A 23514-nucleotide genomic window follows, 5' to 3' on the forward strand; every position below is an offset into this window, starting at 1 on the left:
AGCGATAGTTTTTGCGGCACTGCCCACGCTCATGATAACGCGCACGCAATGACGGATGCTGCCACCTTGATCGCCGATCTGACCACGCGCGCCCGCACGGCGGCCCGCGTGCTCGCAACCCTGCCGACTGATGCCAAGGCGCGCGCGCTACGGGCCGCGGCGGATGCGTTACGTGCGGCTGAACCGGCAATCCTCGCCGCCAATGCCACCGACATGGCGAGCGCGACCGAAGCGGGTCTCTCGGGCGCTATGCTCGATCGTCTGCGGCTCGATGCGGGGCGGGTCGCGGCGATGGCCGATGGCGTTGCGGCGGTGGCGGGGCTGGCCGACCCGGTCGGTGCGATAATTGATGAGACGACACGCCCCAACGGGCTCGTGCTGCGCCGTGTGCGCGTGCCGATCGGGGTGATCGGGATCATCTATGAAAGCCGCCCGAATGTGACCGCAGATGCCGCAGCACTCGCGGTGATGGCGGGCAACGCTGTCATCCTGCGCGGCGGATCCGAAGCGATCGAGAGCAACCGCGCGATTCATGCGGCGATGGTGTCGGGCCTCGTCGCCTGCGGGGTGCCCGCGGATGCGGCGCAGCTGGTGCCGACGACGGATCGCGCCGCAGTCGGCGCGATGTTGACGGCCGACGGATCGAACGGGGCTGGTGCGATCGACCTGATCGTCCCGCGTGGTGGCAAGGGCCTGGTCGCGCGTGTTCAGAACGAAGCGCGCGTGCCGGTGCTCGCGCATCTCGACGGGATCAACCATGTCTATGTCGATGGCTCGGCTGATCCGGCGATGGCGGCAGCGATCGTGATCGATGCCAAATTGCGCCGCACCGGAGTCTGCGGGTCGATGGAGACGCTGTTGATCGACCGCGCGTTCCCTGATCCCATGTCTTTGATCGATCGGCTTGTGACGGCAGGGTGCGAGGTGCGCGTCGGACCCGGCCTGTCCGATACGCTGCCACGGGCGGTCGATGCGGACTGGGACACCGAATATCTCGACGCGATCGCCAGCGTGGCTCTGGTCGATGGCGTGGACGGCGCGATCGACCATATCGCGCGTCATGGGTCGCATCATACCGACGCGATCGTCGCGACGGATGAAGCGGCGGCCACGCGTTTTCTGGCCGAAGTCGACAGCGCAATCGTGTTGTGGAACGCCTCGACACAATTTGCCGATGGCGGCGAGTTCGGGCTTGGCGCCGAGATCGGCATCGCGACCGGCCGCCTCCACGCCCGCGGCCCGGTCGCGCTGGAAGGGCTGACGACCTATAAGTGGGTCGGCTACGGCACGGGGCAGGTGCGGGGTTGATGGGCGTGGGGCGGGGGATTAGTCTGTCGCGGTGAATGATCCAACGCCCATCTCGCGGTCCGTCACCGCAGAACTCGATGCCGAGACTGGCGCCCTGCTCGATCGCATGGCCGAATCGCTCGGGATCAGTCCTGCGGCTTACGCTGCGGGAGTGATCCGCCGTGTCGTGCAGAGCGAGGCTGAACTCGCTGCATTCGCACAGGTCGGGATCGATGAACTGGACCGAGGCGAGTACATTTTGCACGAGGTCGTGATGGCCGAACTGGACACCATGGTCGCCAAGCATGAGGCGCGATGCCGCGCCTGATCTGGTCGCCAAGATCGGGCCGGGATTTGGCCGACATCGACGCATATCTGTCTGAACGCGATCCGGCTGCCGCTGTCCGCATCCTGCGCGCAATTCAATCGGCCATCGTGCGCTTGTCTGACTATCCAAGGCTGGGATGGGCGATCAATGAGCCGTTTCGCGTGATCAGCGTGCGCAAAATTCCTTATCTGATCCTCTACCGTTTGCGCGAAGGTGTGATCGAAATCGTGCGCATTCGACATGCTCGGGAAGATTGGTCGGGCGCAATCGAAGCAGAGCTTTGACCCGCATCGGCATCCTCGGCGGGTCGTTCAACCCGGCACATGGTGGGCACCGGGCGATCAGCCTGGCGGCAATCGATGCGCTCGGGCTCGATGAGGTGTGGTGGCTGGTCTCGCCCGGCAATCCGCTGAAGGAGAAAGCGGGCGACATGGCACCGTTCGCCGCGCGCTTTGCTTCGGCGGTGCGCGTCGCGCGCCATGCGCCGATCCGGGTGAGTGCGATCGAGCGCAAGCTCGGCACGCGCTACACCGTCGATACCGTCACCAAATTGCGCCGACTCTATCCCAAGAAGCAGTTCATCTGGCTGATGGGATCGGACAATCTGGCACAGTTCGACCAGTGGAAAGCGTGGCGGCGCATCGCACGTGAGGTTCCGATTGCGGTTATCGCGCGTCCGGGGTATGAGCGTGCGGCTCGCGCGGCTCCCGCGATGGGTTGGTTGCGGGGCTCGGTTCGGCCCGCAAGCCAGGCGAAGAACTGGACGCAGTGGAGATTGCCGGCACTTGTGCTGTTGCGCTTCCGCCCCGACCCGCGCTCCGCGACACAGCTTCGGGCTGCCGATCCGGCCTGGCAGCGGCATTTTCTGCCTGCTGATTCTTCCTCCCTCCTTCCCGACATCAATTAGGTAATCATCTTGGCCTCATCCTCTCCTGCCTATCGCGCGACCGACCCCGATGAGGTCGAGGCGCTGCATCGGCTGATTCTAGCGTCGCTCGACGACGATCAGGCGGTCGACACGATTTCGATCCCGCTCGCGGGCAAATCGAGCATCGCCGATTACATGGTCATCGCGAGCGGTCGCTCGACCCGGCAAGTCGCGTCGATGGCGCAGAAGCTGGCCGAGAAGATTAAGGGTGAGCTTGGCCGCCAGACTCGGATCGAAGGCTTGCCGACGGCGGATTGGGTGCTGCTCGATGCCGGCGACGTGATCGTCCACCTGTTCCGCCCCGAAGTGCGCAGCTTCTACAATCTCGAGCGGATGTGGGCCTTCGGCGACGCGCCGACGCCACCGGCCGCGCCGGTGATGAGCGGCGATTAAGAGCCGGTTTTGCTGCTCCACATCGTCGCGCGGGGACGGATTGGGCGGGGGCCCGAGGCCGAACTGGTCGAGCGTTACGTCAAGCGGCTGTCCTGGCCGTACAAGCTGACCGAATTGCCCGATACCGGCGGCAAGATGCCCGCGGTCGAGCCGGGCTGCCGCATCGTCATGCTCGATGAAACGGGCCAGGTCCTGCCCTCGCGCGATTTCGCGACAACGCTGGAAAAATGGCGCGATGCGGGAGTGCGCGAGGCGCGCTTCCTGATCGGCGCGGCCGACGGGTTCGATGACGCGCAACGCAAGACCGCCGATCTGCTGCTGAGTTTCGGGCGCGCGACCTGGCCGCATCTGCTGGCCCGCGCGATGCTGGCCGAACAATTGTGGCGCGCCACCAGCATCCTTGCCAACCACCCGTATCACCGCGAAGGGTAAGCCATGCGGGGGCGGGTTCTTGGTCTGGCGGTGGCGGTCGGTGCGGCGTGCACCAGCGTCGCGCTCGCCCAATCTCCCGACGATCAGCGCGCGCGCCTGGCCGAGGCGAAGGCGCAGTCTGCTGCGGCCGCGGCGCGTTCGGCCAAGCTCGAACAACAAGCCGCGGCTGAACGCGACCAGGCGCAGCAAGCGCGCGCACAGGAAGCCGCCGTCGCCGCGCGCATTCAACAGGCCGAGGCGGATATCGCGGCGGGGCAGGCGCGCGTTGCGATCGTCGATCGCCTGCTTGCCGAACAGCGCGCACGGCTCGCAACCAAGCAGGCACCGGCCGCGCGGTTGCTGGCGGCTTTGCAATCGCTCGCACGGCGTCCCGCGATCATCAGCGTGGTGCAGCCCGGCTCGGTCGATGATCTGGTGCATGTGCGCGCGGTGCTCGCCAACACGATGCCGGTGATTCGCGCGCGCACGGCCGATATCCGCGCCGATCTGGCACGCACCCGCGTCCTGCAACGGCAAGCTGCGGTTGCGACGGCGGCGCTGACCGAAAGCAGGCGGCGGCTGGAGACGCAGCGGCTCGCGCTCACGCGGCTGGAGGCGCAACATCGGCTTCGCTCGCGCGCGCTGGGGCGCGATGCCCTGTTCGAATCGGACCGCGCGATCGCGCTCGGCGAGCAAGCGCGGGATATCGTCGATCTGATGGGCGCGATCGGCAATCAGGCGACCGTGCGCGCGAGCCTCGCATCGCTTCCGGGCCCGCTGCTGCGTCCACCGCGCCCCGGCGAGGCCGCCGCGCCGGACGATCGCGTCGCCTGGTCGCACGCCGCGCCGCCGTATCGCCTGCCGGTGCAGGGCAAGATCATCACCGGGCTGGGCGAAGTGTCGGACGCGGGCGTGCGGTCGCGCGGGATCACGATCGCGCCAGTGGCCGTCGCCGAGGTGGTCGCGCCCGCCGCCGGGCGGATCGCCTTTGCCGGGCCGTTTCGCGCCTATGGCGGCATCGTCATCATCGATCATGGCGGCGGCTGGACCTCGCTCGTCTCGGGGCTTGGCGTGGTGTCGGCGCGGATCGGCGACAAGGTCGGGCAGGGCGCGCCAATCGGCCAGGCGGGCGGCGGCGCGAGCCCGCGCGTCACTGTCGAGCTCAGGCGACGCGACCGGGCGATCGATCTGACCGCGCTGGTCGGTTGAGTCACGCGCCGTTCATGCCGCGCGCGCTTTGATCCGGCGACAAACCCCGCTACAGTCCGCCGAACACCCCGCTGTCACGAGTATCCGACGATGTCGCGCTTCACCACCTCGCTGCTCCAGGCGTCCGCGATTGCCGCGGCGCTGGCGATTGTCCCCGTCGGGACCAGCGCGATGGCGGCGGTCGACACTGGCACCTACCGCGAGATGTCGGTCTTCCTCGACGTGTTCAACCGGGTGAAAGCGGAATATGTCGACAAGGTTGACGACAAGACGTTGATCAAGGGCGCGATCGACGGGATGCTCGCCGCGCTCGATCCGCACAGCGCCTATGAAACCGGGCTAGATTATCAGAACCTGCGGATCCAGACGCTCGGCAGCTATGGCGGTCTCGGCCTGACGGTCACGATGGAGGATGGCGCGGTCAAGGTGATCGCGCCGCAGGAGGATTCGCCGGGCTGGCGCGCCGGGATCAAGTCGGGCGATTACATCACCCACATCAACGGCAAGCTGATCTTCGGGCAGACGCTGGACGAGGCGATCAGCGCGATGCGCGGCGAACCTGGCACGCACATCTCGCTAACGCTGCTCCGCCCCGGCCGCCCCAAGCCGATCGAGGTCGCGTTGGTGCGTGAGAAGATCGTGCAGAAGCCGGTCAAGTGGAGCGTCAAGGACGGCGTCGGCGTGATCAACATCAACGCTTTCTCCGAACATACCGGCGAAGCGGTGACGGCAGCGATCCGCGGCATTCAAAAACAGCTCGGCCACGATCCGCTCGGCTACATCATCGATCTGCGCGACAATGGCGGGGGGCTGCGGGATGAATCGATCGCGGTCGCGGACAATTTCCTGTCCTCGGGCGAAATCGTGTCGCAGCGTGGGCGCGACAAGGCCGATATCGAGCCGTTCTACGCCGAATCCTATGTGAAGGGCGATCTGGCGCACGGCCTGCCGATCATCGTGCTGACCAACGCCGGTACCGCCTCGGCATCGGAAATCGTCGCGGGCGCGCTGCAGGATCAGCACCGCGCGCTGGTGATGGGCGAACGCTCGTTCGGCAAGGGATCGGTGCAGACGGTGATCGACCTCGGCTCGAACGCCGCGCTGCGCCTGACCACGTCGCGTTATTATACGCCGTCGGGCCGTTCGGTGCAGGAAGGCGGGATCGAGCCCGACATCGCCGTACCGCAAATCTCCGACCCCGATTACAAATCGCGGCCCGTCTTCCGCGAGGATGATCTGCGCCGCCATCTGATCAACGAGGTCAAGAACGACAATGCGGCGATCGAGGAGGATTCGAAACCCGATCCGCGCTTTGCCGCAACCGCGGAGGAACTGAAGGCCAAGGGGATCGACGATTTCCAGTTGAATTACGCGCTGAAAACGATCGGCCGCTTGTCGGGCACCGCGCAAGCGGTTGCGGCGAAATAGGATGCGCGATCGCTTTCAGGCGGCGCGTTTGCTCGCGCTGGGTTTGCCGGTGGGGCTGCTCGGCGGGGCGTTGATCTCGCAATATGTCGGCCATCTCTATCCGTGTGAGTGGTGCTGGTTTCAGCGCTATCCGCATATGGCGGCGATCGCGCTTGGGGCGCTCGCCTTCGTCGTGCCGGGTCGGCCTGCGCAACGGTGGCTGGTCGCGCTGGCGGCACTGGCGATCCTGCTAAGCGGGGCGATCGGCGTATTCCATGCGGGCGTCGAATATCATTGGTGGCAGGGCTTCACCGAATGCACCTCGACCATGTCGGGACCGGTCACGCTGGACAGCATCATGAACGCGCCGATCGTGCGCTGTGACGTCGCGCAGTGGCGGCTGTTCGGAATTTCACTTGCTGGGTTTAACGCGCTCTTTTCGATCGGCGGCGCAATCGCCATCTTCGTGCTCATGAAGGGAAAGCGCGCATGAGCGGATGGAAGCCCGGAGATGCCAAGCGGCTGACCGATTCGATGGTTCGGGTCGATCAGGCCGGTGAATATGGCGCCACGCGGATTTACGCGGGGCAGCTTGCGGTGCTGGGGGATCGCAGCCCGGCGGCGCGCGCGATCGCGGGCATGGCCAATCAGGAAGAACGCCACCGGGCTTTTTTCGACGCGATGATGGCGCGGCGCAGCGTGCGCCCGACGCTGTTGCAGCCGATCTGGAACGTCGCGGGCTTTGCGCTCGGCGCGGTGACGGCGGCGATGGGCCCCGAGGCGGCGATGGCCTGTACCGCTGCGGTCGAGACCGAGATCGATAAACATTACGCCGATCAGCTTGAGGCATTGGGTGACAGCGATCCCGAACTGTCGGAGGCGATCCGCGATTTCCAGGCCGAAGAGATCGAACATCGCGAAACCGCGCTCGCCGCGGGTGCGGAGAATACCTTCGGCTATCCGGTCTTGAGCGGCTTGATCCGCCTGGGGTGCAAGGTAGCGATTGCCACGGCGAAACGGATTTGACGGGAGACGGGATGATGAAAAGCCTGACGACACAGGCCGTTTCGGCGGCAGCGGTACTGGGTGCGGCATTTGGCGGCATGACGATCGCGTCTCCGGCGACGGCACAAGCCGTGACGACGCCGCCCCTGGTGATTTACGGCAATCAGAAATGCCCGACCGATGCCAATGGCAATGAAATCGTGGTGTGCGTGCGTCGCGCACCGGGCGAACAGTTCCGCATCCCGAAGGAATTGCGCGAACTGAAGGTCACGCCGGAAAACGAAAGCTGGGCATCGAAGGCGGCCGCCAATGACCGCGTCGGTCAGGACGGCATCGGCAGCTGCTCGAACGTCGGGGCGGGCGGTGCGACCGGCTGCTTCGCTCAGGCGGGCCGCGCGTACAAGAAGCAGAAGCAGGAAAACAAGGCCGAGCAGCGCGCGGTCGAAGCCGCAATCGTCCCCTGATCCGACGCGGCGGGGGGCGGCATGGCGACACTGGCAGGACAGACGCGGACTCGCGCCAAGCCGCTTGCGGCGGATGGCTATGAGCGTTTCCTCGCCGTCGCCGCGACCGCCTTGCTCGCAACGATCCTGGTCGCGCTGGGCAAGGGCTTGACGCACGGCGGACAGTTGCCGCTGGTCATCTGGGGGCATGTGCTGACGGTGCTGGTCGCGCTCGCCTTGACCCCGGTGATGCTGTTGCGGCCACGCGGTGATCGGCCGCATCGTCTGCTCGGCCGCGTATGGGTCGCGGCGATGTTCCTGACCGCGCTCGTCTCTTTCTTCGTGCAGACCAGCAATCCGGGGCATTTCAGCTTCGTCCACCTGATCTCGGCCTATGTCATCGTCGCCGCACCGCTGCTGTGGTGGAGCGCACGCACCCATCGCATCGCCCTGCATCGCCGCCATGTCCGCGGGATGGTGACGGGCGCGCTGCTGATCGCCGGTTTCTTCACCTTCCCGTTCGGTCGCCTGCTCGGCCGGTGGTTGTTCGCCTGATCGCATGAAGAATCAGAACGAGAAAGTGCGTGGGCCGCACGGCGTCGCTTTGCTGCTGTTCGCTCTGGTGTGGCTATCGTGCGTGTGGTTCGGCTCGTTCGAGCTCAATCCGAACAATGCCACCCGGCTGTTCGGCGCGCTGTCACTGGTCGAGCGCGGCGAGGCGACGATCGACCGCTATCAGACGCTGACGATCGACAAGGCGCAGTTCACCCGCAAATCGGGCACGCATTATTACATGGACAAGGCGCCCGGCGTGACGCTGATGGCCGCACCGGTGGTGTGGGCTACGAACTGGATTACCGGCGGCAATTCCTATGATCAGGTGATCGACATCACCAATCCGAAGCTCGCCGATTTCATGCGGTTGCGGTTGATGCTGGCGGTGGCGTTCGGCGCGGCGCTGCTCACCGCCTTTGCGGCGGTGTTGCTGCTCGATCTCGGCACCGGCATTACCGGCAGCCCGGCGGCAGGGTTGTTCGCCGCGCTTGGCTATGCGCTCGGGTCGATCGTGTGGGGCTGGTCCACCACCTTGTTCGGCCACGCCCCTGTCGCCGCGCTGCTGCTGATCGCGACCTGGGCGATCTGGCGCGGGACATCTGGCGAGCGTGAGATCGCGCGCTGGCGCTATCCGCTGATGGCGGGCGGCGCGCTTGGCTGGGCGGTGGCGATCGAATTTCCTTCGGCGCTGGGCGGCATCGCGATCGGGCTATGGGCGCTTTGGCGCAGTCGCGAGGCGGCATGGCCGGTACGGCGGCGACTTTACCTGATTGCGGTCGGCACGGCGATCGTCGCGGTGCTGCCGCTCGCCACGTACAACCAGTTCGCCTTCGGCACGCCGTTCATGACAGGCTATCAGGGGGTCGTCGGCTTCGGCGGGATGAATGAAGGGCTGTTCGGCCTGACGTATCCCAAGCCCAATGTCCTGTGGGAGATCCTGTTCGGCACGCGGCGCGGGATGCTCTGGGTGGCCCCCGTGCTGGTGCTTGGCGCGCTTGGCGTGTCGCGGATGATCCGCAACCCCGCGACCAAGGACCTAGGCGTGCTGGCGCTCTCGGTCATCCTGATCGTGCTCGCGGTCAATGCGTCTTATGCCTATTGGGACGGCGGGGCATCGGTCGGGCCGCGCCATTCGGTGCCGGCGATTCCGTTCCTGGCACTGGGGTTGGCGCCTTTCTGGGCGTCGTTGCGATCGACGGGCGCGAAGCTTGCGGCGGCGGCATTGCTGGCTGCGTCGATGCTCCTCAATCTGGTGGTTGCGGCAACCGACATCTTCGCGCCGGAGACGATGGTCACGCCGGTTTGGACGCGCAATTTCGTCGGCCTGTTCGCGCACGCCCGGCTCAATACCGTGCCGAACCTCTATTGGGGGTGGCAGCCGGTATGGGGCTTCGCGCTCTATCTCGATCTCGCGCTGCCGATGCTCGCGCTGATGCTGTGGTGGGTCAGGCGTGCCGAGCGGCCTCGCTCAGAATAGTCGCCCGCCATTGGGCACCGCTTGGTCCGGCGCGAACAACACGACTTCGCCCTCCGCATCGGGAAAGCCGAGTGTCAGCACCTCCGACATGAACTTGCCGATCTGGCGCGGCGGGAAGTTCACGACGGCGGCGACTTGCCGTCCGACCAGATCCTCGATCGCATAGCGCGTGGTGATCTGTGCCGAGGACTTTTTGATCCCGATCACCGGCCCGAAATCGATCAGCAGCTTGAACGCGGGGTTGCGCGCCTCGGGAAAGGGCAGCGCCTCGACGATCGTGCCGACGCGGATATCGACCTTCAGGAAATCGTCGAACCCGATGGCCGGGGCTGCTGCGGCGGCTGGATCATGCGTCGCGTGCACCGGCCGTTACCCTTTAAAAATCCACGTCGTCATAATGTTTGGGCGGTGCGATCCCCTCCATTCGCTCCGACAGCAGCGGGCGGAAGCTCGGGCGGCTCTTGAACCCGCGATACCATTTCGCGGTCTGTTCGTGATGCTTCCAGTCGATCCCGCCCAGATAATCCGCGACCGAGATTTGCGCAGCGGCGGCAAGGTCGGCCAGACTCATCGTCGCGCCCGCCATCCAATTGTGCCGGTCGAGCAGGAAATCGGTATATTCCAGATGGCGCACGGCGGCCTTCATCGCGCTGCGCAGCCGGGCGGAATCGGGCGGCGCCTTGGTGACGAGCCGCTTCTCCATCCGTTCATGCAGCAGCGGTGCGACGATATCGGCGAAGAATTGCGTGTCGAACCACGCGACCAAGCGGCGGATTTCGGCGCGATAGACGGCGGTGCCGTTGATCATCGCCGCCTTGTCGACCGTCTCCTCCAGATATTCGCAGATCGCCATCGAATCCATCAGCCGCAGCCCGCGCGCGGCGTCGGTCATCACCGGCACCTGGCCGGCAGGATTCATGTCGAGGAATTCGTCGCGCTGCTCCCACGGATATTCGCGCACCAATTCATATCCGATGCCCTTTTCGCCGAGCAGCAAGCGAACCTTGCGCGAAAAGGGGCAGAGCGCGAATTGATGAAGTTTCCACATGCCGCCGTGTTAGCGGCAGCAGCCACGCGACGGAAGACGCGACGCGCGCGGGAGCGTTTTAAACCCGCGCTCATTCCGCGGCGATCTGCTCCTCGCGATCATCGAGCGGATGGCTGAGCCGCGACAGCATTTCCTTGGGCACCACTTGCCAGAAATGCTCGACCACCCGACCCCAATCGTCGAGCAACGCGCCCGACCATTTGGAATCGGTCGCCGCATGATGCGCGCGGACAAGGCCGAGCAGCGTCGCCTCCCAATGGAGCGACGAAAGCCGGTTCCAGGTGATGCTTTCCGGATTGGCGCGGCGTGGGAAGCGGCCTTCGGGGTCGTAGACGAATGCCATGCCCCCGGTCATGCCAGCCCCGAAATTCGCGCCGACCGTGCCGAGCACGACCGCAATGCCGCCGGTCATATATTCGCAGCCGTTGGCGCCACAGCCCTCGACCACCACGGTCGCGCCCGAGTTACGCACCGCGAAACGCTCGCCCGCTTGCCCTGCGGCATAGAGACTGCCCGAGGTCGCGCCGTACAGCACGGTGTTGCCGATGATCGTATTGTCCTGGCTCGCCAGCGGTGACGAGACCACCGGGCGCACCGCGATGATGCCGCCCGACAGGCCCTTGCCGACATAGTCGTTGGCATCGCCGAACACCTCCAGCGTCACGCCCTTGCACAGGAACGCGCCGAGCGACTGCCCCGCCGAGCCGCGCAGCCGGACATGGACATGCCCGTCGGCCAGCGCCGACATGCCGAAGGTCCGCGTGATTTCGCTCGACAGGCGCGTGCCCACCGCACGGTGCGTGTTGCGCACCGAATAGGTGAGCTGCATCTTTTCGCGCCGGCTGAACACGGCGGCGGCATCCTTGATGATCTGCGCATCCAGACTGTCGGGCACTTCGTTGCGTCGTCCGGTCAGGCTGAAGCGGCGCTGGTCATCGGGCGCGTCGACCTTGGCGAGGATCGGGTTGAGATCGAGATCGTCGAGATGCTCCGCCCCGCGGCTGACCTGACGCAGCAATTCGGTCCGCCCGATCACTTCGTCGAGGCTGCGGAAGCCGAGCCGCGCAAGGATGTCACGCACTTCTTCGGCGATGAAAGTCATCAGATTGATGACCTTTTCCGGCGTGCCGCTGAATTTCGCGCGCAGCGCTTCGTTCTGCGTGCACACGCCGACCGGGCACGTGTTGGAATGGCATTGCCGCACCATGATGCAGCCCATCGCGACCAGGCTCAGCGTGCCGATGCCGAATTCCTCCGCGCCCAGGATCGCAGCGATGACGATGTCGCGCCCGGTTTTGAGGCCCCCGTCGGTGCGCAGCTTGATCCGTCCGCGCAGGCCGTTGAGCGTGAGCGTCTGGTTGACCTCGGAGAGACCCATTTCCCACGGCGTACCGGCATATTTGATGCTGGTCTGCGGGGAAGCTCCGGTGCCGCCGACGTGCCCTGCGATCAGGATCACGTCCGCGTGCGCCTTGGCCACGCCCGCCGCCACCGTGCCGATCCCGGCGGAGGACACCAGTTTCACGCAAACCCGCGCGACCGGGTTGATCTGCTTCAGGTCGTAAATGAGCTGCGCCAGATCCTCGATCGAATAGATGTCGTGGTGCGGCGGCGGCGAGATGAGCGTCACGCCCGGCGTCGCATGGCGCAGCTTGGCGATGAATTCGGTCACCTTGAAGCCGGGCAATTGCCCGCCCTCGCCGGGCTTGGCCCCTTGCGCGACCTTGATCTCGATCTCGTCGCACGCGTTGAGATATTCCGCCGTCACGCCGAAGCGCCCACTGGCGATCTGCTTCACACCCGAATTGGCATTGTCGCCATTGGCATAGGGCTGGTAGCGCGCGCTGTCCTCGCCGCCTTCGCCAGACACGGCTTTGGCACCGATCCGGTTCATCGCGATCGCCAGCGTCTCATGCGCTTCGGGGCTGAGCGCGCCCAAGGACATGCCCGGCGTCACGAAGCGCTTGCGGATTTCGGTGATCGCCTCGACCTGATCGACCGGCACACCTTCCGCCGGGAAATTGAACTGCAACAGGTCGCGCAGATAGACCGGCGGCAACGCCTCCACCCCGCGCGAGAATTGCAGATAGGTCGAATAGCTATCGGTCGCGACCGCACTTTGCAGCAAGTGCATCAACTGCGCGGAGTAAGCGTGGGTCTCTCCGGTGTGGCGCTGGCGATAGAAGCCGCCGATCGGCAGCGTCGCGACGCCGTCGTCAAACGCCTTGTCGTGCCGCAGCTGCGCATTGAGGTGGAGCGAGGCGTAGCCCTCGCCCGAAATCTTGGCGGGCATGCCGGGGAACAGATCGTTGACCAGCGCACGGCTGAGACCAACCGCCTCGAAATTATAACCGCCGCGGTACGAGGAGATGACCGCGATCCCCATCTTCGAGATGATCTTGAGCAGCCCCTCTTCCACCGCCGTGCGATGCCGCGTGAGGCATTGCTCGAGGCTCAGATCGCCGAACAGGCCGCGCTCGTGCCGGTCGACGATCGACGCTTCCGCCAGATACGCGTGGACTGTCGTCGCGCCGACGCCGATCAGCACCGCATAATAATGCGTGTCGAGGCATTCGGCGGTCTGCACGTTGATGCTGGCGTAGGAGCGCAAGCCCATCCGCACGAGATGCGTATGCACGGCGGCGGCGGCGAGCACGCCGGCAATGCCGATCCGGTCGGGGCCGATCGTGCGGTCGGTCAGGAACAATTCGGTCCGCCCCTCGCGCACCGCCGTCACCGCCTCGGCCCGGATCCGCGCGATCGCGGCGCGCAGCGTCTCGGGTCCACCGCCCGCTTCGAACGTGCAGTCGATCACCGCCGCCTGCGTGCCGAAATGCGCCTTCAACCGTGCCCAGTCGGACCCGGTCAGCACCGGCGATTCAAGCACCAGCACGCCGTCGCGCCGATCCTCGGTATCAAGGATATTGGCGAGATTGCCGAACCGCGTTTTGAGCGACATCACGTGCCGTTCGCGCAAGGGGTCGATCGGCGGGTTGGTCACCTGGCTGAAATTCTGCCGGAAGAATTGGCTGATCAGCCGCGGCTTGTCGGAAATGACGGCGAGCGGCGTATCGTCGCCCATCGATCCGATCGCTTCCTTGGCACCCTCGACCATCGGCGCGAGGATCAACTCCATATCTTCCAGCGTCTGCCCGGCGGCAACCTGACGGCGGGTCAGCTCGGCACGATCGAAGCGCGCGATCGTCTCGCCTGGCGGCATCGGCAAATCGTCGATCGTGGTGAAGGCACCGATCATCGCGGCATAATCCGCTTCGCCCGCGATCCGGTCCTTCACCGCGCGATCGTGCAACAGCACGCCTTCGTCCAGGTCGACCGCAATCATTTCGCCCGGCCCGAGGCGACCCTTCTCGATCACCGTCGATTCAGGCACCACGACCATCCCGCTTTCCGAGCCGACGATGAGCAGCCCGTCGATCGTGCGGACATAGCGCAAGGGGCGGAGCGCGTTGCGATCCATCCCCGCCACGGCCCAGCGCCCATCGGTCATGGCGAGGGCCGCTGGGCCGTCCCACGGCTCCATCACGCTCGCCAGATATTGATACATGGCAAGGTGTTCAGGCGGCATGTCGCTGTTCGGTGCCATCGCTTCGGGCACCAGCATCAGCTTGGCAGTCGGCGCGTCGCGGCCCGATCGGCAGATCGCCTCGAACACGGCATCCAGCGCGGCGGTGTCGGATGCGCCCGCCGGGATCACCGGCTTGATGTCCTCCGAATGCTCGCCGAACGACAGGCTCGCCATCTTGATCTCGTGGCTGAGCATCCAGTTCTTGTTGCCGCGGATCGTGTTGATCTCGCCATTGTGCGCCAGGCAGCGGAACGGCTGCGCCAGCCACCATTGCGGGAAGGTGTTGGTCGAATAGCGTTGGTGGAAGATCGCCACGCGGCTCTCGAAGCGCATGTCGCGCAGGTCGGGATAGAAGACCGACAGGCTCTCGGCCAGGAACAGGCCCTTGTAGATGATCGAGCGGCACGACAGGCTGCAGACGTAGAAGCCCTGGATCTGCGCCGCGATCACGCGCTTCTCGATCCGGCGGCGGACGAGGTACAGGTTCTTTTCGAACTCGGCGGCGCTTTGTTCGTGCGGCATCGGGCCCGCGATCATGATCTGCTCGATCTCGGGCCGCGTCGCCTGCGCCTTCTGCCCGATCACCGAGACATCGACCGGCACCTGCCGCCAGCCATAGATCGTATAGCCCTCGTCGATGATCACGCTCTCGATGATCGTCCGGCACGCCTCCTGTGCGCCGAGATCGGTGCGCGGCAGGAAGATCATGCCGACCGCGAGCCGGTTGGGCAGGGGGGTGTGGCCCGATGCCGCAATCGCATCATCGAAGAATTTGAGCGGCAGATCGATGTGGAGGCCAGCACCGTCGCCGGTCTTGCCGTCGGCATCGACTGCACCGCGGTGCCACACCGCTTTCAACGCATCGATCGCGGATTGCACCACGCGGCGCGACGGCGTGCCATCGGTCGCGGCGACAAGGCCGACGCCGCAGGCATCGCCCTCATATTCGGGGCGGTACATGCCGTGTTCGGCGAGGCGGGTGCGCTGGTCGGTCATTGGGTTTTCACCGGGGGCTGGAGGGCGGTGATTTGCTTGACGAGGTCCGCGATATCCGACTGGACCGTCTTCATCGATCGCGTGGTCAGGTCGCGTTGCCAAGCAGCGACGTCTGGGTCGCTCATGATTGTCATTGAATTCGCTAGATAGATCTTACCGGTCGGCGTCGAGAAAAAGACTGACAGATCATGCAGTTGGGATATGTCGAAGCGGCGGGCATAAGCGTGCGCCATTGCATCCACCATTCCCGGCAGATTCGCGTTGAGAAGTTCTGTTGAGCGAGCGAGCTGCCGGTCCACGAAATCGTCGAAGATTTTTTTGACGCGCGGGTCCTTCTGGACCGCCGCCGCGAAGTCGGGATTTGTCATCAGCGGCTGCCGAATGTTGGCCATCATCGCCGACATCATGCCCTGCATCGTCTGCTGTCGCGTCGCCGCTGGGAATATCTGCTCGATCACCGTTCGCGCCGCGGCGAGACGAGCCGGATCGACTGCAGGCGCAGCCGTCTCGACCGGCGGTGTCTGACTCATCGCGGGTGCTGGAGCCAACATCGCTGCAGCGACTAGAAAGATCGCGCTCACGCCGCTTTCCTCCCGGTTGCCGCCTTCGCCTTCAGATACTTGTGCATCGTCGCCGCCACATCACGTCCGTCGCGGATCGCCCACACGACCAGGCTTGCCCCACGCACGATGTCGCCCGCGGCGAACACCCCGTCGAGGCTCGTCATCAGCGTCTTGTTATCGACCAGCACCGTGCCCCAGCGCGTGACGCCAAGCTCGCGCGCGCCGAACAGCGTCGGCAAATCCTCGGCATCGAAGCCGAGCGCCTTGATCACCAGATCGGCGGGGATGTCGAAACCGCCCGCCGGATCGATCTCCGGCGCGCGGCGGCCGCTCGCATCGGGCGCGCCGAGCCGCATCGCGCTGGCCTTGACGCCCGTCACCGTCTCGCCGCCGACGAAGCTTTCGGGCGCGGAAAGCCAGACGAACTCGACGCCTTCCTCCTCGGCATTCTTCACTTCGCGCTGCGATCCCGGCATGTTCGCGCGGTCGCGGCGGTAGAGGCACTTGACCGAAGCCGCACCCTGGCGGACGGCGGTGCGCACGCAATCCATCGCGGTATCGCCACCGCCGATCACCACGACATGCTTGCCCTCGGCATTCAGGCTGCCGTCGTCGAACGCGGGGACGGCGTCGCCAAAGCCCTTGCGGTTCGACGCGGTGAGGAAGTCGAGCGCGTCGATCACACCGTCCGCCTCGACGCCGGGTGCCTTGATCGCGCGCGCGCGGTAGACGCCGGTCGCGATCAGCACCGCGTCGTGGCGTTGGCGCAGCATGTCGAGGCTGGCATCGCGCCCAACTTCGAAACCGTGGTGGAACACGATCCCGCCCGCCTTCAGCCGCTCGACGCGGCGCATCACCACCGGCTTCTCGAGCTTGAAACCGGGGATGCCGTAGGTCAGCAACCCGCCCGCGCGATCGTACCGATCGTAGACATGCACGTCATAACCGTTGACGCGCAAATATTCCGCTGCGCTCAGGCCCGCCGGGCCAGCGCCGATCACCGCGACCGATTGCCCGCGCGGGGCACCCGGCACGAGCGGTTCGACCCAGCCTTCTTCCCAAGCGGTGTCGGTGATGAACTTCTCGACCGATCCGATCGTCACCGCGCCGTGGCCGGAGAATTCGATCACGCAATTGCCCTCGCACAGCCGGTCCTGCGGGCAGATGCGGCCGCAGATCTCGGGCATGGTCGAGGTGGAATTGCTCAGTTCATACGCCTCGCGCAATCGGCCCTCGGCGGTCAGGCGCAGCCAGTCGGGGATATGGTTGTGCAGCGGGCAATGCACCGAGCAATAGGGCACGCCGCATTGCGAGCATCGCCCGGCCTGATCCTCCGCCTCGGTCGTTGCATAGCGATCGGCGATCTCGCGGAAATCCTCCGCGCGCAGCTCGGGTTCGCGCTTGGCCGGATAGGCTTGCTCGCGCTCGACGAACTTCAATAGCGACGTGTCAGCCATGCTTCACCCTTTCGGGAAGCGCGGATACCTTCAAAATCGGGGGCTGTCACGCACAAAACGTGCTTTTGGTAAGGTATGCTGACCTATATACCTTGATTAACGCGTTATCGCATTGGGCTGCCAAAACTGAACCGCAATAATAGGACCGAAACGGTACTATAATGTTGCGAGCCAGATCAGCGCGGCGGTCCCCGCAACGATGCGGTACCAAGCGAACGGCACGAAGCCGTAGCGCGTCACCACGCCGACAAATCCCTTCACCACGATCACCGCGACGATGAAGGCGACCGCAAAGCCGAGCGCGATCGCGCCGAAGCCGACGCCGACCCCGCTCAGCAACGCGTCGCGGTTCTTGACCAGTTCGAGCGTCGTCGCGCCCAGCATCGTCGGAATCGCCAGGAAAAAGCTGAACTCCGCCGCCGTCCGCCGCTCGACGCCGAGCGCCAGCGCGCCCAGGATCGTCGCGCCAGATCGGCTGACCCCCGGCACCATCGCCAGGCATTGCAGGAAACCGATCCCGACGACCTTGCCGAGCGGAATGTCGGCGACGCCGACGATGTCGCTCTTCGGCGCGAAGCGTTCGACCGCGATGATCGCGATGCCGCCGATGATCAGCGCAATCGACACCACCTCGGCATTGCCGAGTAACGCCTCGATCTGCTTGTGAATCGCAAGACCGATCACCGCGGCCGGCACGAACGCGACCAGCACGTTGCGCACGAAGCGGATCGCCACCGGATCGCGCTTCAAAAGGCCCAGGCCTACCGCCCAGAAAGTGCGCCAATAGAGCACGACGATCGCCAGGATCGCGCCCAACTGGATGACGATGTTGAAAACCGCCCATTTCTCGGCGTCATACCCCAACAATTTGGTCGCGAGGATCAGATGCCCGGTCGAGGACACCGGTAGGAATTCGGTCACTCCCTCGACGATGCCGAGCAGGATGATGCTGATGATGTCGGTCACGAAATTTCCCTATCGCGCCGCGTTCAGGCGGTCGTCGGCGTGGAGAAGCGGCCACCCTTGCGGTAGCGCACGAGCCAGCCGCTCGCGACCGCATCGAGCGGGGTCGGCACGATGCCGAGCGTCTTCAGCCCGTCTTCGCCACTGACGACATTGTCACGCGCCAGCATCTTCCATTGGTCCGCCGTGATCGGCGCGCCGGGCAGGAAGCCGAAGGTCGCGATCGTCGCGCCGATCGCATCGGGCAATTCGACGATCGCGCGCCTGCGCCCCGTCGTTTTGGCGATCCAGCGCACCAGACCGCCCATCGTTAGAACATCGGGCCCGCCAAGCTCCAATATCTTGCCCGCCGCGAGCTCCGGATGATCGAGCGCCGCCACCACCGCATCTGCGACATCGCCGACATAGACCGGCTGGAATTTGGTGCCTGCGCGCAGCACCGGCACGACCGGCGCGCTGGCGATCATCGCGGCGAAGCGATTGACGAACTGATCCTCGCGCCCAAACACGATCGAGGGGCGCAGGATGGTCGCTGCCGGAAATGCCGCGCGCACCGCCGCCTCGCCGTCGCCCTTGGACCGGCCATAGGCCGAGTCGGACGCCGCATCCGCGCCGATCGCCGAGATATGGATGAAGGCGCTTGCCCCGGCTTGCGCCGCGGCCTCGGCGACGATTCGCGCGCCCTCGGCCTGCACCTTGTGGAAATCCCCGCTCAGAATGCCGACCAGATTGATAACCGCATCCGACCCCACGACCGCGCGGGCGATCGATTCGGGTTTCGACAAGTCCGCCGCGACGAATTGCGTCTGCCCGAGTCCGCCAAGCGGCTTCAGGAAAAAAGCCCTTCGCGGATCGCGCTGCGCGATTCGCACGCGCGCTCCACGCGCAAGCAACGCCTGTGCGACGTAGCGGCCGAGAAACCCGCCGCCGCCGATCAGCGTAACCAATTTGTCCTTCATGTCGCTGTACCCTTGGCGATAAATCCCGCCTGGGCCCCTTGCCCCAGCACGCCACGTGTTGACAAGGCCAAGTCCACCGCCCTAAGGGCCGCGTCCTACCGGATGTTCACGGCCTTCGCGGCCTGACTCTTTCGTGCCCGGATGGCGGAATTGGTAGACGCACCAGCTTCAGGTGCTGGCGCTCGCAAGGGCGTGGAGGTTCGAGTCCTCTTCCGGGCACCATTGCTTGTTAAAGCCGAGCACTCAGGCCCCTTGTAGGGAACGCCGATTGCGACCCCTGCTTCGAAAGCGATGGTCGACCCTAATATAACGGGCGTCGTAATTTCTGAATTTCTGGCACTGTATTTCGATTTCTCCGCTCGACAATAAAGGACGTGCTCGGGGGTGAAATTCGGTTGTGCGCAATCAGCTTTAAGGTAATGTCCTCAATAACGAAATCCAAGATTTAACGTGCCAAGGTTAACTGAGGCCAGAGTGAAGGAGCGATCATGGCTAGTAACGATGCGGGATATGACGCTCCCGAAAAGCGACCGGTATGGCGCACACCAATTCTGAGCGATGACAGCATCGCTCAGACGACTTTGGGCACGGTCCAAAGGCCCGGTGACGATGGCCTCGACAGCTCCCCGGGTTATTCGACCACCGGCATCAGCTGACGCCGGCTCCAGGGGTTCGCTAGCACGGGTATCGCGGACGACTTCTTGTCCAGGGCGTAAATCCAAACGCCGGCGAGTTCTGGCTGATCCTCCTGTCGTCGTACGGGCGGTGGCGGTGATGGCGATCGCGCACCCGGTGCTTTGAGGCTTCCATCTTGGGCGAAATTGCTGGTGTCCTGAAGATCGATGGTGGTCCAGTCGACCCGGCGATCGTCTCGCGTCTCGGCCGCAGCCTCGGCGGGATTGGAAAGTCACATCAGGTCGGCGCTGGCCCAGTCGTCATTCTGCACCGTCCCTTGCGCTCGGCCGAGCGCGACTTCGCGCTGCAACCGGCGCGAGGCGTGCTGGGCGATATCGTCGCCGCTGACTGCCGTCTGGACGAACCGCAAGACATTGCGGCCGCGCTCGGCGAGCAGCGATCCGGCCGACGCGATGATGCTGCGCTGGTGGCGCTCGCGTGTCGGCGTTGGGGCGCCGCTGCGGCCGCGCATTTGAATGGCGGATTTGCCTTCGCTCATTGGGACGAAACGGACCACCGGCTCGTCCTTGCGCGTGATGCGCTCGGCACCCGGCCGCTATATTATGTCGAGCACCCGCAATATCTGATTTTCGCCTCTGCGATCCCAACGCTGCTCGCATTGCCCGAGGTGCCGCGTGACCTGGATGACCTGGTCATGGCGCAATACCTGACGATCGAGCCGCAGGATCACGAAACCACCGTTTATCGGCACATCCGGCGCGTGCCGCCGGGGGGATGCTGATCGCTGAGAATGCGAGGGTCCGGACAAAGCTATATTGGACGTCCGAAGATATTCCGCGGATCGAATTCAAGCGTGACGACGATTACGTGATGGCGGCACGCGCATTGCTCGATCGCGCCGTTGCCTGCCGATTGCCCGAGCAGGGCAAATTGGGGGTTCACTTGTCGGGCGGCCTGGATTCATCGGGGCTTGCCGCGACGGCGGCGCGGCTGCTTGGCGACGAACCTCTGGATGCTTTCCATCGCGCGCCGGGTACGGCGCATCCGTATAATGCGATGGATGAGCGTGCGTTGGTCGATGCCGTGGTCGCGCGCTACCCGAACATCTCCCTGACCGTGATCGCAAGCGTTCGCCAAGCCGAAGAGGATATCGATCCTGAGCGGGACGCCGCAAAGTTTTTCGTGCCGCGGATGCGTGGTCTGAATGCCGGATGGTTCGCCCCAATGGTCGACGCGATCCGCGCCAGCGACCCCGCGGTGGTATTCTCAGGCGGCGTCGGCAATCTGACCTTGTCGTTTGAGGGCGACCCTCATTTTGCCGGAGACTTGCGTGCGGGCCGGTGCGGGCAGGCCTTGCGGAGCGCGGCGTTGGCGGCGGAGCAACGCGGGCAAAGCCTGCCTCGCTTCGTGGCAAGTCGCTATATCAAGCCGCTTTTGCCCGGATCGCTTTTGCGCTGGCGCGCCGACCGCACGGCTGGGGAGCATTCGCGCTGGGCGACCTATTCGATGGTCTCGGATGAGTTTCTCGCCTCGATCGATTACGCCGCGAGGGTTCGCGACACCGCGCACGATCTGCCGTTTCAAGGCTTGGTCAGCCGCGCGATGCGGCTCCATGCGCTGCAGGCACAGCGCAACCGCGACAAACAATTCGCGGAGCGCCGCGCGGGCGGTCCCGACACGATCGACCCTTATGCCGATCGCCGGCTGGTCGAATTCACGCTTGGCATTCCCGAAACGCAGTTCTGGCACGCCGGCCAGGACCGCTGGCTGGCGCGCCGTGTGCTCGCCGACCGATTGCCGCCGCAATTGCTTCGTGAGCGGCGCCGCGGGCTCCAAAGCCCGGACTGGTTCGATGCGGCTTCGCGCCGACGAGAAGGGATGGCGGCAGCGATCGATCGCATTTCGCGCTCCCCGCTTGCCAGTCGCGTGGTCGATGTCCCGCGCATGAAGAAGCTGCTCGACGCGTGGCCGAGCGACGCCGCGGCGGCGAAAAAGTACAAGCAGGTTTATGGTTATGCGCTGGCGCGGGGCATATCGATCGGCGGGTTCCTGCGCTGGCATGAGGGTGGCAATGAATAGCCAAGCCCGCGATTACGACCTGTGCGGCTGGCGGCTGGCGAGCGACATCCCCCTTCCCGATCTATCGATCTGGGCGGGGGACGCGCGCGCACCCGATGTGGTCGTTGCGCTTGGCGAGGTGCCCCCGATCGACGCTCCCATCATGGCGACGCCGATCATGGCGATCGATGCGACGGGGCGGACACGATTTCGCATTGACGGCGTTGCCGATTACCTGATCGAGGAAGGGCGGCGTATTACGGTGGCTCCAGCACGCGCCGCCGACTCGCCGGACGTCAGACTGTTTCTGCTGGGCAGCGCTTTCGGCTATCTGTGTCATCAGCGCGGCGTGGTACCGATCCACGGCGCCAGCGTCGTGATCGATGGCGAGGCCGTCTTGTTGGCCGGCGCGTCCGGTGCCGGTAAATCGACCTTGGCTGATGCCTTTGCGCGGCGCGGCAATGTCGTGTTGTCCGACGATGTGTCGCCGGTGCAGATCGGGCCGGACGGCGCAGTGATTTTGCCAAGTTTGCGCCGAATTCGCCTGTGGCAGGACGCCATCGACAATGCCGGGTGGGGCAGCGCCGGCCTTGAGCGGTGCCGGGATGGACTCGAGAAATTCAGCCGCTCGCTGCTCGAGCAACCGCGCGCTTCACCCACGCCCCCGCGCGCGATTTTCCACCTCAGTCGGCAGTGGGACAAACATGGCGGCGCGCGCTTCCGGCGGCTGCGCGGTCGGGCCGCGGTTGAACAGTTTCGCAGCCAGATCTATCGCGGGCGTTCGCTCGTCTGGCTTGCCGGTGCTGCGTCGGCGATGGCGCGCGCCACTGCCGCAGCAAGCGGTATCCCCAGTCACTTCATCGTCGAACGCGCGCTCAGCTTCGATCGGCTTGATGAGACCGTCGACGCCATCGTCATGACGGTGCGGGCTTCGCGGTGACCAACGGTCAGGAGAAGCGCCTGATCTGGCTCGCTTCCTACCCCAAATCGGGCAATACGTGGGTGCGTCTGGCGCTGTGTTCGATGCGCGCGGGTGGGGCTCCGATTGTGCTCGATGACATCTTGCGTTTCGCCATCATGCCGACCCGCCGCCGCTTGTTCGACGAACTGCTGGAAGTGGAATCGGGTAGCCTGACGCGCGCAGAGATCGACGCGCTGCGCCCCGCATTCCATGATGCGATTGCGGCTACCGATCCCGAGCTACGACTGCTCAAAATTCACGACCGGTGGTATCGGACGCGTGCCGGACGTCCTGTATTTGACCAAGCGCATACGCGCGGTGCGATCTACATCATTCGCGACCCGCGCGATGTCGCGATTTCGTGGGCGCGCTTCTCCAACCAGACCGTCGATTGGGGTATTGGCAACCTTGCCAATCCCGAATCGCGGTTGAACGCCAGCAATATCAAGATCGCGCCCAACATTGCCCAGTGGCTGGGGCACTGGTCCAATCATGTCACAACTTGGGTCGACGAGTCGGGTCTCGCACCGCTGGTCGTCCGCTACGAGGATATGCACGCCGATCCCGTCAGCACGCTGGCGCGGATGGCAACCTATCTCGGTTGGGAGGTGACGCCCGATGCAGTCACCGGGGCAATTGCCGCATCGGCATTCGATCGGATCGCCGATCAGGAACGACGGACCGGCTTTGCCGAAATGCCCGACACCGCCGCTCAGTTCTTCGTTTCGGGCCGAGCGGGCGGGTGGCGCGATGTTCTGAGCGCCGAGCAGGCGGCGAGGATCGAGCGCGACCATGAAACAGTGATGCGCAGGTTCGGCTATTTTTGAGCCCGCGCGTCACGCGC

25 protein-coding genes and 1 tRNA gene are annotated in these 23514 nt (G+C 65.1%); 19 read left to right on the forward strand and 7 right to left on the reverse strand.

The window, feature by feature from the left end; all coding sequences use genetic code 11:
• The first annotated feature begins 48 nt into the window (after positions 1-48).
• The 13 genes from AB5I39_RS10970 to AB5I39_RS11030 all read left to right on the forward strand — a co-directional run bounded on the left by AB5I39_RS10970 (position 49) and on the right by AB5I39_RS11030 (position 9443).
• Positions 49-1308, forward strand: coding sequence for a glutamate-5-semialdehyde dehydrogenase (locus tag AB5I39_RS10970; protein ID WP_404366497.1), 1260 nt, complete (start codon positions 49-51; stop codon positions 1306-1308).
• Positions 1309-1339: 31 nt separating this feature from the next.
• The gene (locus AB5I39_RS10975) at positions 1340-1615 is read left to right on the forward strand and encodes a CopG family transcriptional regulator (RefSeq protein WP_404366500.1); all 276 of its coding nucleotides are present in this window, start codon (positions 1340-1342) and stop codon (positions 1613-1615) included.
• Positions 1603-1899, forward strand: a complete 297-nt coding sequence (locus AB5I39_RS10980; RefSeq protein ID WP_404366502.1) for a type II toxin-antitoxin system RelE/ParE family toxin — start codon at positions 1603-1605, stop codon at positions 1897-1899. Before AB5I39_RS10975 ends, AB5I39_RS10980 begins: the two co-directional genes overlap by 13 nt.
• Positions 1896-2522 carry a nicotinate-nucleotide adenylyltransferase gene (locus AB5I39_RS10985; RefSeq protein ID WP_404366505.1) on the forward strand — a complete coding sequence of 209 codons (627 nt, stop codon included), beginning with the start codon at positions 1896-1898 and terminating at the stop codon, positions 2520-2522. Before AB5I39_RS10980 ends, AB5I39_RS10985 begins: the two co-directional genes overlap by 4 nt.
• Before the next feature lie 9 nt (positions 2523-2531).
• Positions 2532-2936 (forward strand): ribosome silencing factor, encoded by a 405-nt coding sequence (gene rsfS / locus AB5I39_RS10990; RefSeq protein WP_404366508.1) that lies wholly within the window; start codon positions 2532-2534, stop codon positions 2934-2936.
• Between the two features lie 9 nt (positions 2937-2945).
• Positions 2946-3368, forward strand: coding sequence for a 23S rRNA (pseudouridine(1915)-N(3))-methyltransferase RlmH (locus AB5I39_RS10995; RefSeq protein ID WP_404366511.1), 423 nt, complete (start codon positions 2946-2948; stop codon positions 3366-3368).
• A 3-nt stretch (positions 3369-3371) separates the two neighbouring features.
• Positions 3372-4556 carry a murein hydrolase activator EnvC family protein gene (locus tag AB5I39_RS11000; RefSeq protein ID WP_404366514.1) on the forward strand — a complete coding sequence of 395 codons (1185 nt, stop codon included), beginning with the start codon at positions 3372-3374 and terminating at the stop codon, positions 4554-4556.
• Positions 4557-4646: 90 nt separating this feature from the next.
• Positions 4647-5984 (forward strand): S41 family peptidase, encoded by a 1338-nt coding sequence (locus AB5I39_RS11005; RefSeq protein ID WP_404366517.1) that lies wholly within the window; start codon positions 4647-4649, stop codon positions 5982-5984.
• A gap of 1 nt (position 5985) precedes the next feature.
• Entirely contained in the window at positions 5986-6456 is a 471-nt protein-coding gene (locus tag AB5I39_RS11010; protein ID WP_404366520.1) for a disulfide bond formation protein B, read from the forward strand.
• On the forward strand, positions 6453-6989 hold the full coding sequence (locus tag AB5I39_RS11015; protein WP_404366523.1) for a demethoxyubiquinone hydroxylase family protein: 537 nt from the start codon (positions 6453-6455) through the stop codon (positions 6987-6989). The genes AB5I39_RS11010 and AB5I39_RS11015 overlap by 4 nt, the downstream gene beginning before the upstream one ends.
• 14 nt (positions 6990-7003) lie before the next feature.
• Positions 7004-7432, forward strand: a complete 429-nt coding sequence (locus AB5I39_RS11020) for a hypothetical protein (RefSeq protein ID WP_404366526.1) — start codon at positions 7004-7006, stop codon at positions 7430-7432.
• Positions 7433-7453: 21 nt separating this feature from the next.
• Positions 7454-7966 carry a DUF2306 domain-containing protein gene (locus AB5I39_RS11025; RefSeq protein WP_404366529.1) on the forward strand — a complete coding sequence of 171 codons (513 nt, stop codon included), beginning with the start codon at positions 7454-7456 and terminating at the stop codon, positions 7964-7966.
• Between the two features lie 4 nt (positions 7967-7970).
• Entirely contained in the window at positions 7971-9443 is a 1473-nt protein-coding gene (locus tag AB5I39_RS11030) for a hypothetical protein (protein ID WP_404366531.1), read from the forward strand.
• Here AB5I39_RS11030 and AB5I39_RS11035 read toward each other — a convergent pair.
• From AB5I39_RS11035 to AB5I39_RS11065, 7 genes are all read right to left on the reverse strand, one after another.
• Positions 9435-9806: a tRNA-binding protein gene (locus AB5I39_RS11035; RefSeq protein ID WP_404366534.1), complete on the reverse strand. Its 372-nt coding sequence runs from the start codon at positions 9804-9806 to the stop codon at positions 9435-9437. The genes AB5I39_RS11030 and AB5I39_RS11035 overlap by 9 nt on opposite strands.
• Positions 9807-9819: 13 nt before the next feature.
• Positions 9820-10491 carry a glutathione S-transferase family protein gene (locus tag AB5I39_RS11040; protein WP_404366537.1) on the reverse strand — a complete coding sequence of 224 codons (672 nt, stop codon included), beginning with the start codon at positions 10489-10491 and terminating at the stop codon, positions 9820-9822.
• Positions 10492-10561: 70 nt separating this feature from the next.
• On the reverse strand, positions 10562-15073 hold the full coding sequence (gltB, locus tag AB5I39_RS11045; RefSeq protein ID WP_404366540.1) for a glutamate synthase large subunit: 4512 nt from the start codon (positions 15071-15073) through the stop codon (positions 10562-10564).
• Positions 15070-15654, reverse strand: a complete 585-nt coding sequence (locus tag AB5I39_RS11050; protein ID WP_404366543.1) for a DUF2059 domain-containing protein — start codon at positions 15652-15654, stop codon at positions 15070-15072. The genes gltB and AB5I39_RS11050 overlap by 4 nt, the downstream gene beginning before the upstream one ends.
• Positions 15651-17093, reverse strand: a complete 1443-nt coding sequence (locus AB5I39_RS11055) for an NAD(P)-dependent oxidoreductase (protein WP_404366545.1) — start codon at positions 17091-17093, stop codon at positions 15651-15653. Before AB5I39_RS11055 ends, AB5I39_RS11050 begins: the two co-directional genes overlap by 4 nt.
• Before the next feature lie 156 nt (positions 17094-17249).
• A complete protein-coding gene (locus AB5I39_RS11060; RefSeq protein WP_404366548.1) occupies positions 17250-18059 on the reverse strand; it encodes an undecaprenyl-diphosphate phosphatase in 810 nt (269 codons plus the stop codon).
• Between the two features lie 23 nt (positions 18060-18082).
• A complete protein-coding gene (locus AB5I39_RS11065) occupies positions 18083-19015 on the reverse strand; it encodes a complex I NDUFA9 subunit family protein (protein ID WP_404366551.1) in 933 nt (310 codons plus the stop codon).
• Positions 19016-19150: 135 nt separating this feature from the next.
• On the opposite strand from AB5I39_RS11065, the gene AB5I39_RS11070 reads away from it, so the two are divergent.
• The 6 genes from AB5I39_RS11070 (at position 19151) to AB5I39_RS11095 (ending at position 23497) form a co-directional block, all read left to right on the forward strand.
• A tRNA-Leu gene (locus tag AB5I39_RS11070) sits at positions 19151-19237 on the forward strand.
• A 266-nt stretch (positions 19238-19503) separates the two neighbouring features.
• A complete protein-coding gene (locus AB5I39_RS11075) occupies positions 19504-19671 on the forward strand; it encodes a hypothetical protein (RefSeq protein WP_404366554.1) in 168 nt (55 codons plus the stop codon).
• 296 nt (positions 19672-19967) lie between these two features.
• Positions 19968-20432, forward strand: a complete 465-nt coding sequence (locus AB5I39_RS11080; RefSeq protein ID WP_404366557.1) for a hypothetical protein — start codon at positions 19968-19970, stop codon at positions 20430-20432.
• An 89-nt stretch (positions 20433-20521) separates the two neighbouring features.
• Complete coding sequence (locus AB5I39_RS11085; RefSeq protein WP_404366559.1) at positions 20522-21730, forward strand: asparagine synthase-related protein; 1209 nt, start codon at positions 20522-20524, stop codon at positions 21728-21730.
• Positions 21723-22649 carry a hypothetical protein gene (locus AB5I39_RS11090; protein ID WP_404366562.1) on the forward strand — a complete coding sequence of 309 codons (927 nt, stop codon included), beginning with the start codon at positions 21723-21725 and terminating at the stop codon, positions 22647-22649. The genes AB5I39_RS11085 and AB5I39_RS11090 overlap by 8 nt, the downstream gene beginning before the upstream one ends.
• On the forward strand, positions 22646-23497 hold the full coding sequence (locus AB5I39_RS11095; protein ID WP_404366565.1) for a sulfotransferase domain-containing protein: 852 nt from the start codon (positions 22646-22648) through the stop codon (positions 23495-23497). The genes AB5I39_RS11090 and AB5I39_RS11095 overlap by 4 nt, the downstream gene beginning before the upstream one ends.
• The last annotated feature ends 17 nt before the right edge of the window (positions 23498-23514 follow it).

It is taken from the genome of Sphingomonas sp. MMS24-J45, from assembly GCF_044881195.1.
GTDB lineage: Bacteria > Pseudomonadota > Alphaproteobacteria > Sphingomonadales > Sphingomonadaceae > Sphingomonas.

Coding starts and splice junctions, on each gene's coding strand:
- AB5I39_RS11030 (WP_404366531.1), top strand. CDS start 7,971: ATGAAGAATCAGAACGAGAAAGTGCGTGGGCCGCACGGCGTCGCTTTG.
- gltB (WP_404366540.1), bottom strand. CDS start 15,073: ATGACCGACCAGCGCACCCGCCTCGCCGAACACGGCATGTACCGCCCC.
- AB5I39_RS11075 (WP_404366554.1), top strand. CDS start 19,504: ATGGCTAGTAACGATGCGGGATATGACGCTCCCGAAAAGCGACCGGTA.
- AB5I39_RS11015 (WP_404366523.1), top strand. CDS start 6,453: ATGAGCGGATGGAAGCCCGGAGATGCCAAGCGGCTGACCGATTCGATG.
- AB5I39_RS11025 (WP_404366529.1), top strand. CDS start 7,454: ATGGCGACACTGGCAGGACAGACGCGGACTCGCGCCAAGCCGCTTGCG.
- AB5I39_RS11065 (WP_404366551.1), bottom strand. CDS start 19,015: ATGAAGGACAAATTGGTTACGCTGATCGGCGGCGGCGGGTTTCTCGGC.
- AB5I39_RS11055 (WP_404366545.1), bottom strand. CDS start 17,093: ATGGCTGACACGTCGCTATTGAAGTTCGTCGAGCGCGAGCAAGCCTAT.
- AB5I39_RS10970 (WP_404366497.1), top strand. CDS start 49: ATGACGGATGCTGCCACCTTGATCGCCGATCTGACCACGCGCGCCCGC.
- AB5I39_RS11040 (WP_404366537.1), bottom strand. CDS start 10,491: ATGTGGAAACTTCATCAATTCGCGCTCTGCCCCTTTTCGCGCAAGGTT.
- AB5I39_RS11000 (WP_404366514.1), top strand. CDS start 3,372: ATGCGGGGGCGGGTTCTTGGTCTGGCGGTGGCGGTCGGTGCGGCGTGC.
- AB5I39_RS11010 (WP_404366520.1), top strand. CDS start 5,986: ATGCGCGATCGCTTTCAGGCGGCGCGTTTGCTCGCGCTGGGTTTGCCG.
- AB5I39_RS11090 (WP_404366562.1), top strand. CDS start 21,723: ATGAATAGCCAAGCCCGCGATTACGACCTGTGCGGCTGGCGGCTGGCG.
- AB5I39_RS11020 (WP_404366526.1), top strand. CDS start 7,004: ATGAAAAGCCTGACGACACAGGCCGTTTCGGCGGCAGCGGTACTGGGT.
- AB5I39_RS10980 (WP_404366502.1), top strand. CDS start 1,603: ATGCCGCGCCTGATCTGGTCGCCAAGATCGGGCCGGGATTTGGCCGAC.
- AB5I39_RS11085 (WP_404366559.1), top strand. CDS start 20,522: ATGGCGGCACGCGCATTGCTCGATCGCGCCGTTGCCTGCCGATTGCCC.
- AB5I39_RS11005 (WP_404366517.1), top strand. CDS start 4,647: ATGTCGCGCTTCACCACCTCGCTGCTCCAGGCGTCCGCGATTGCCGCG.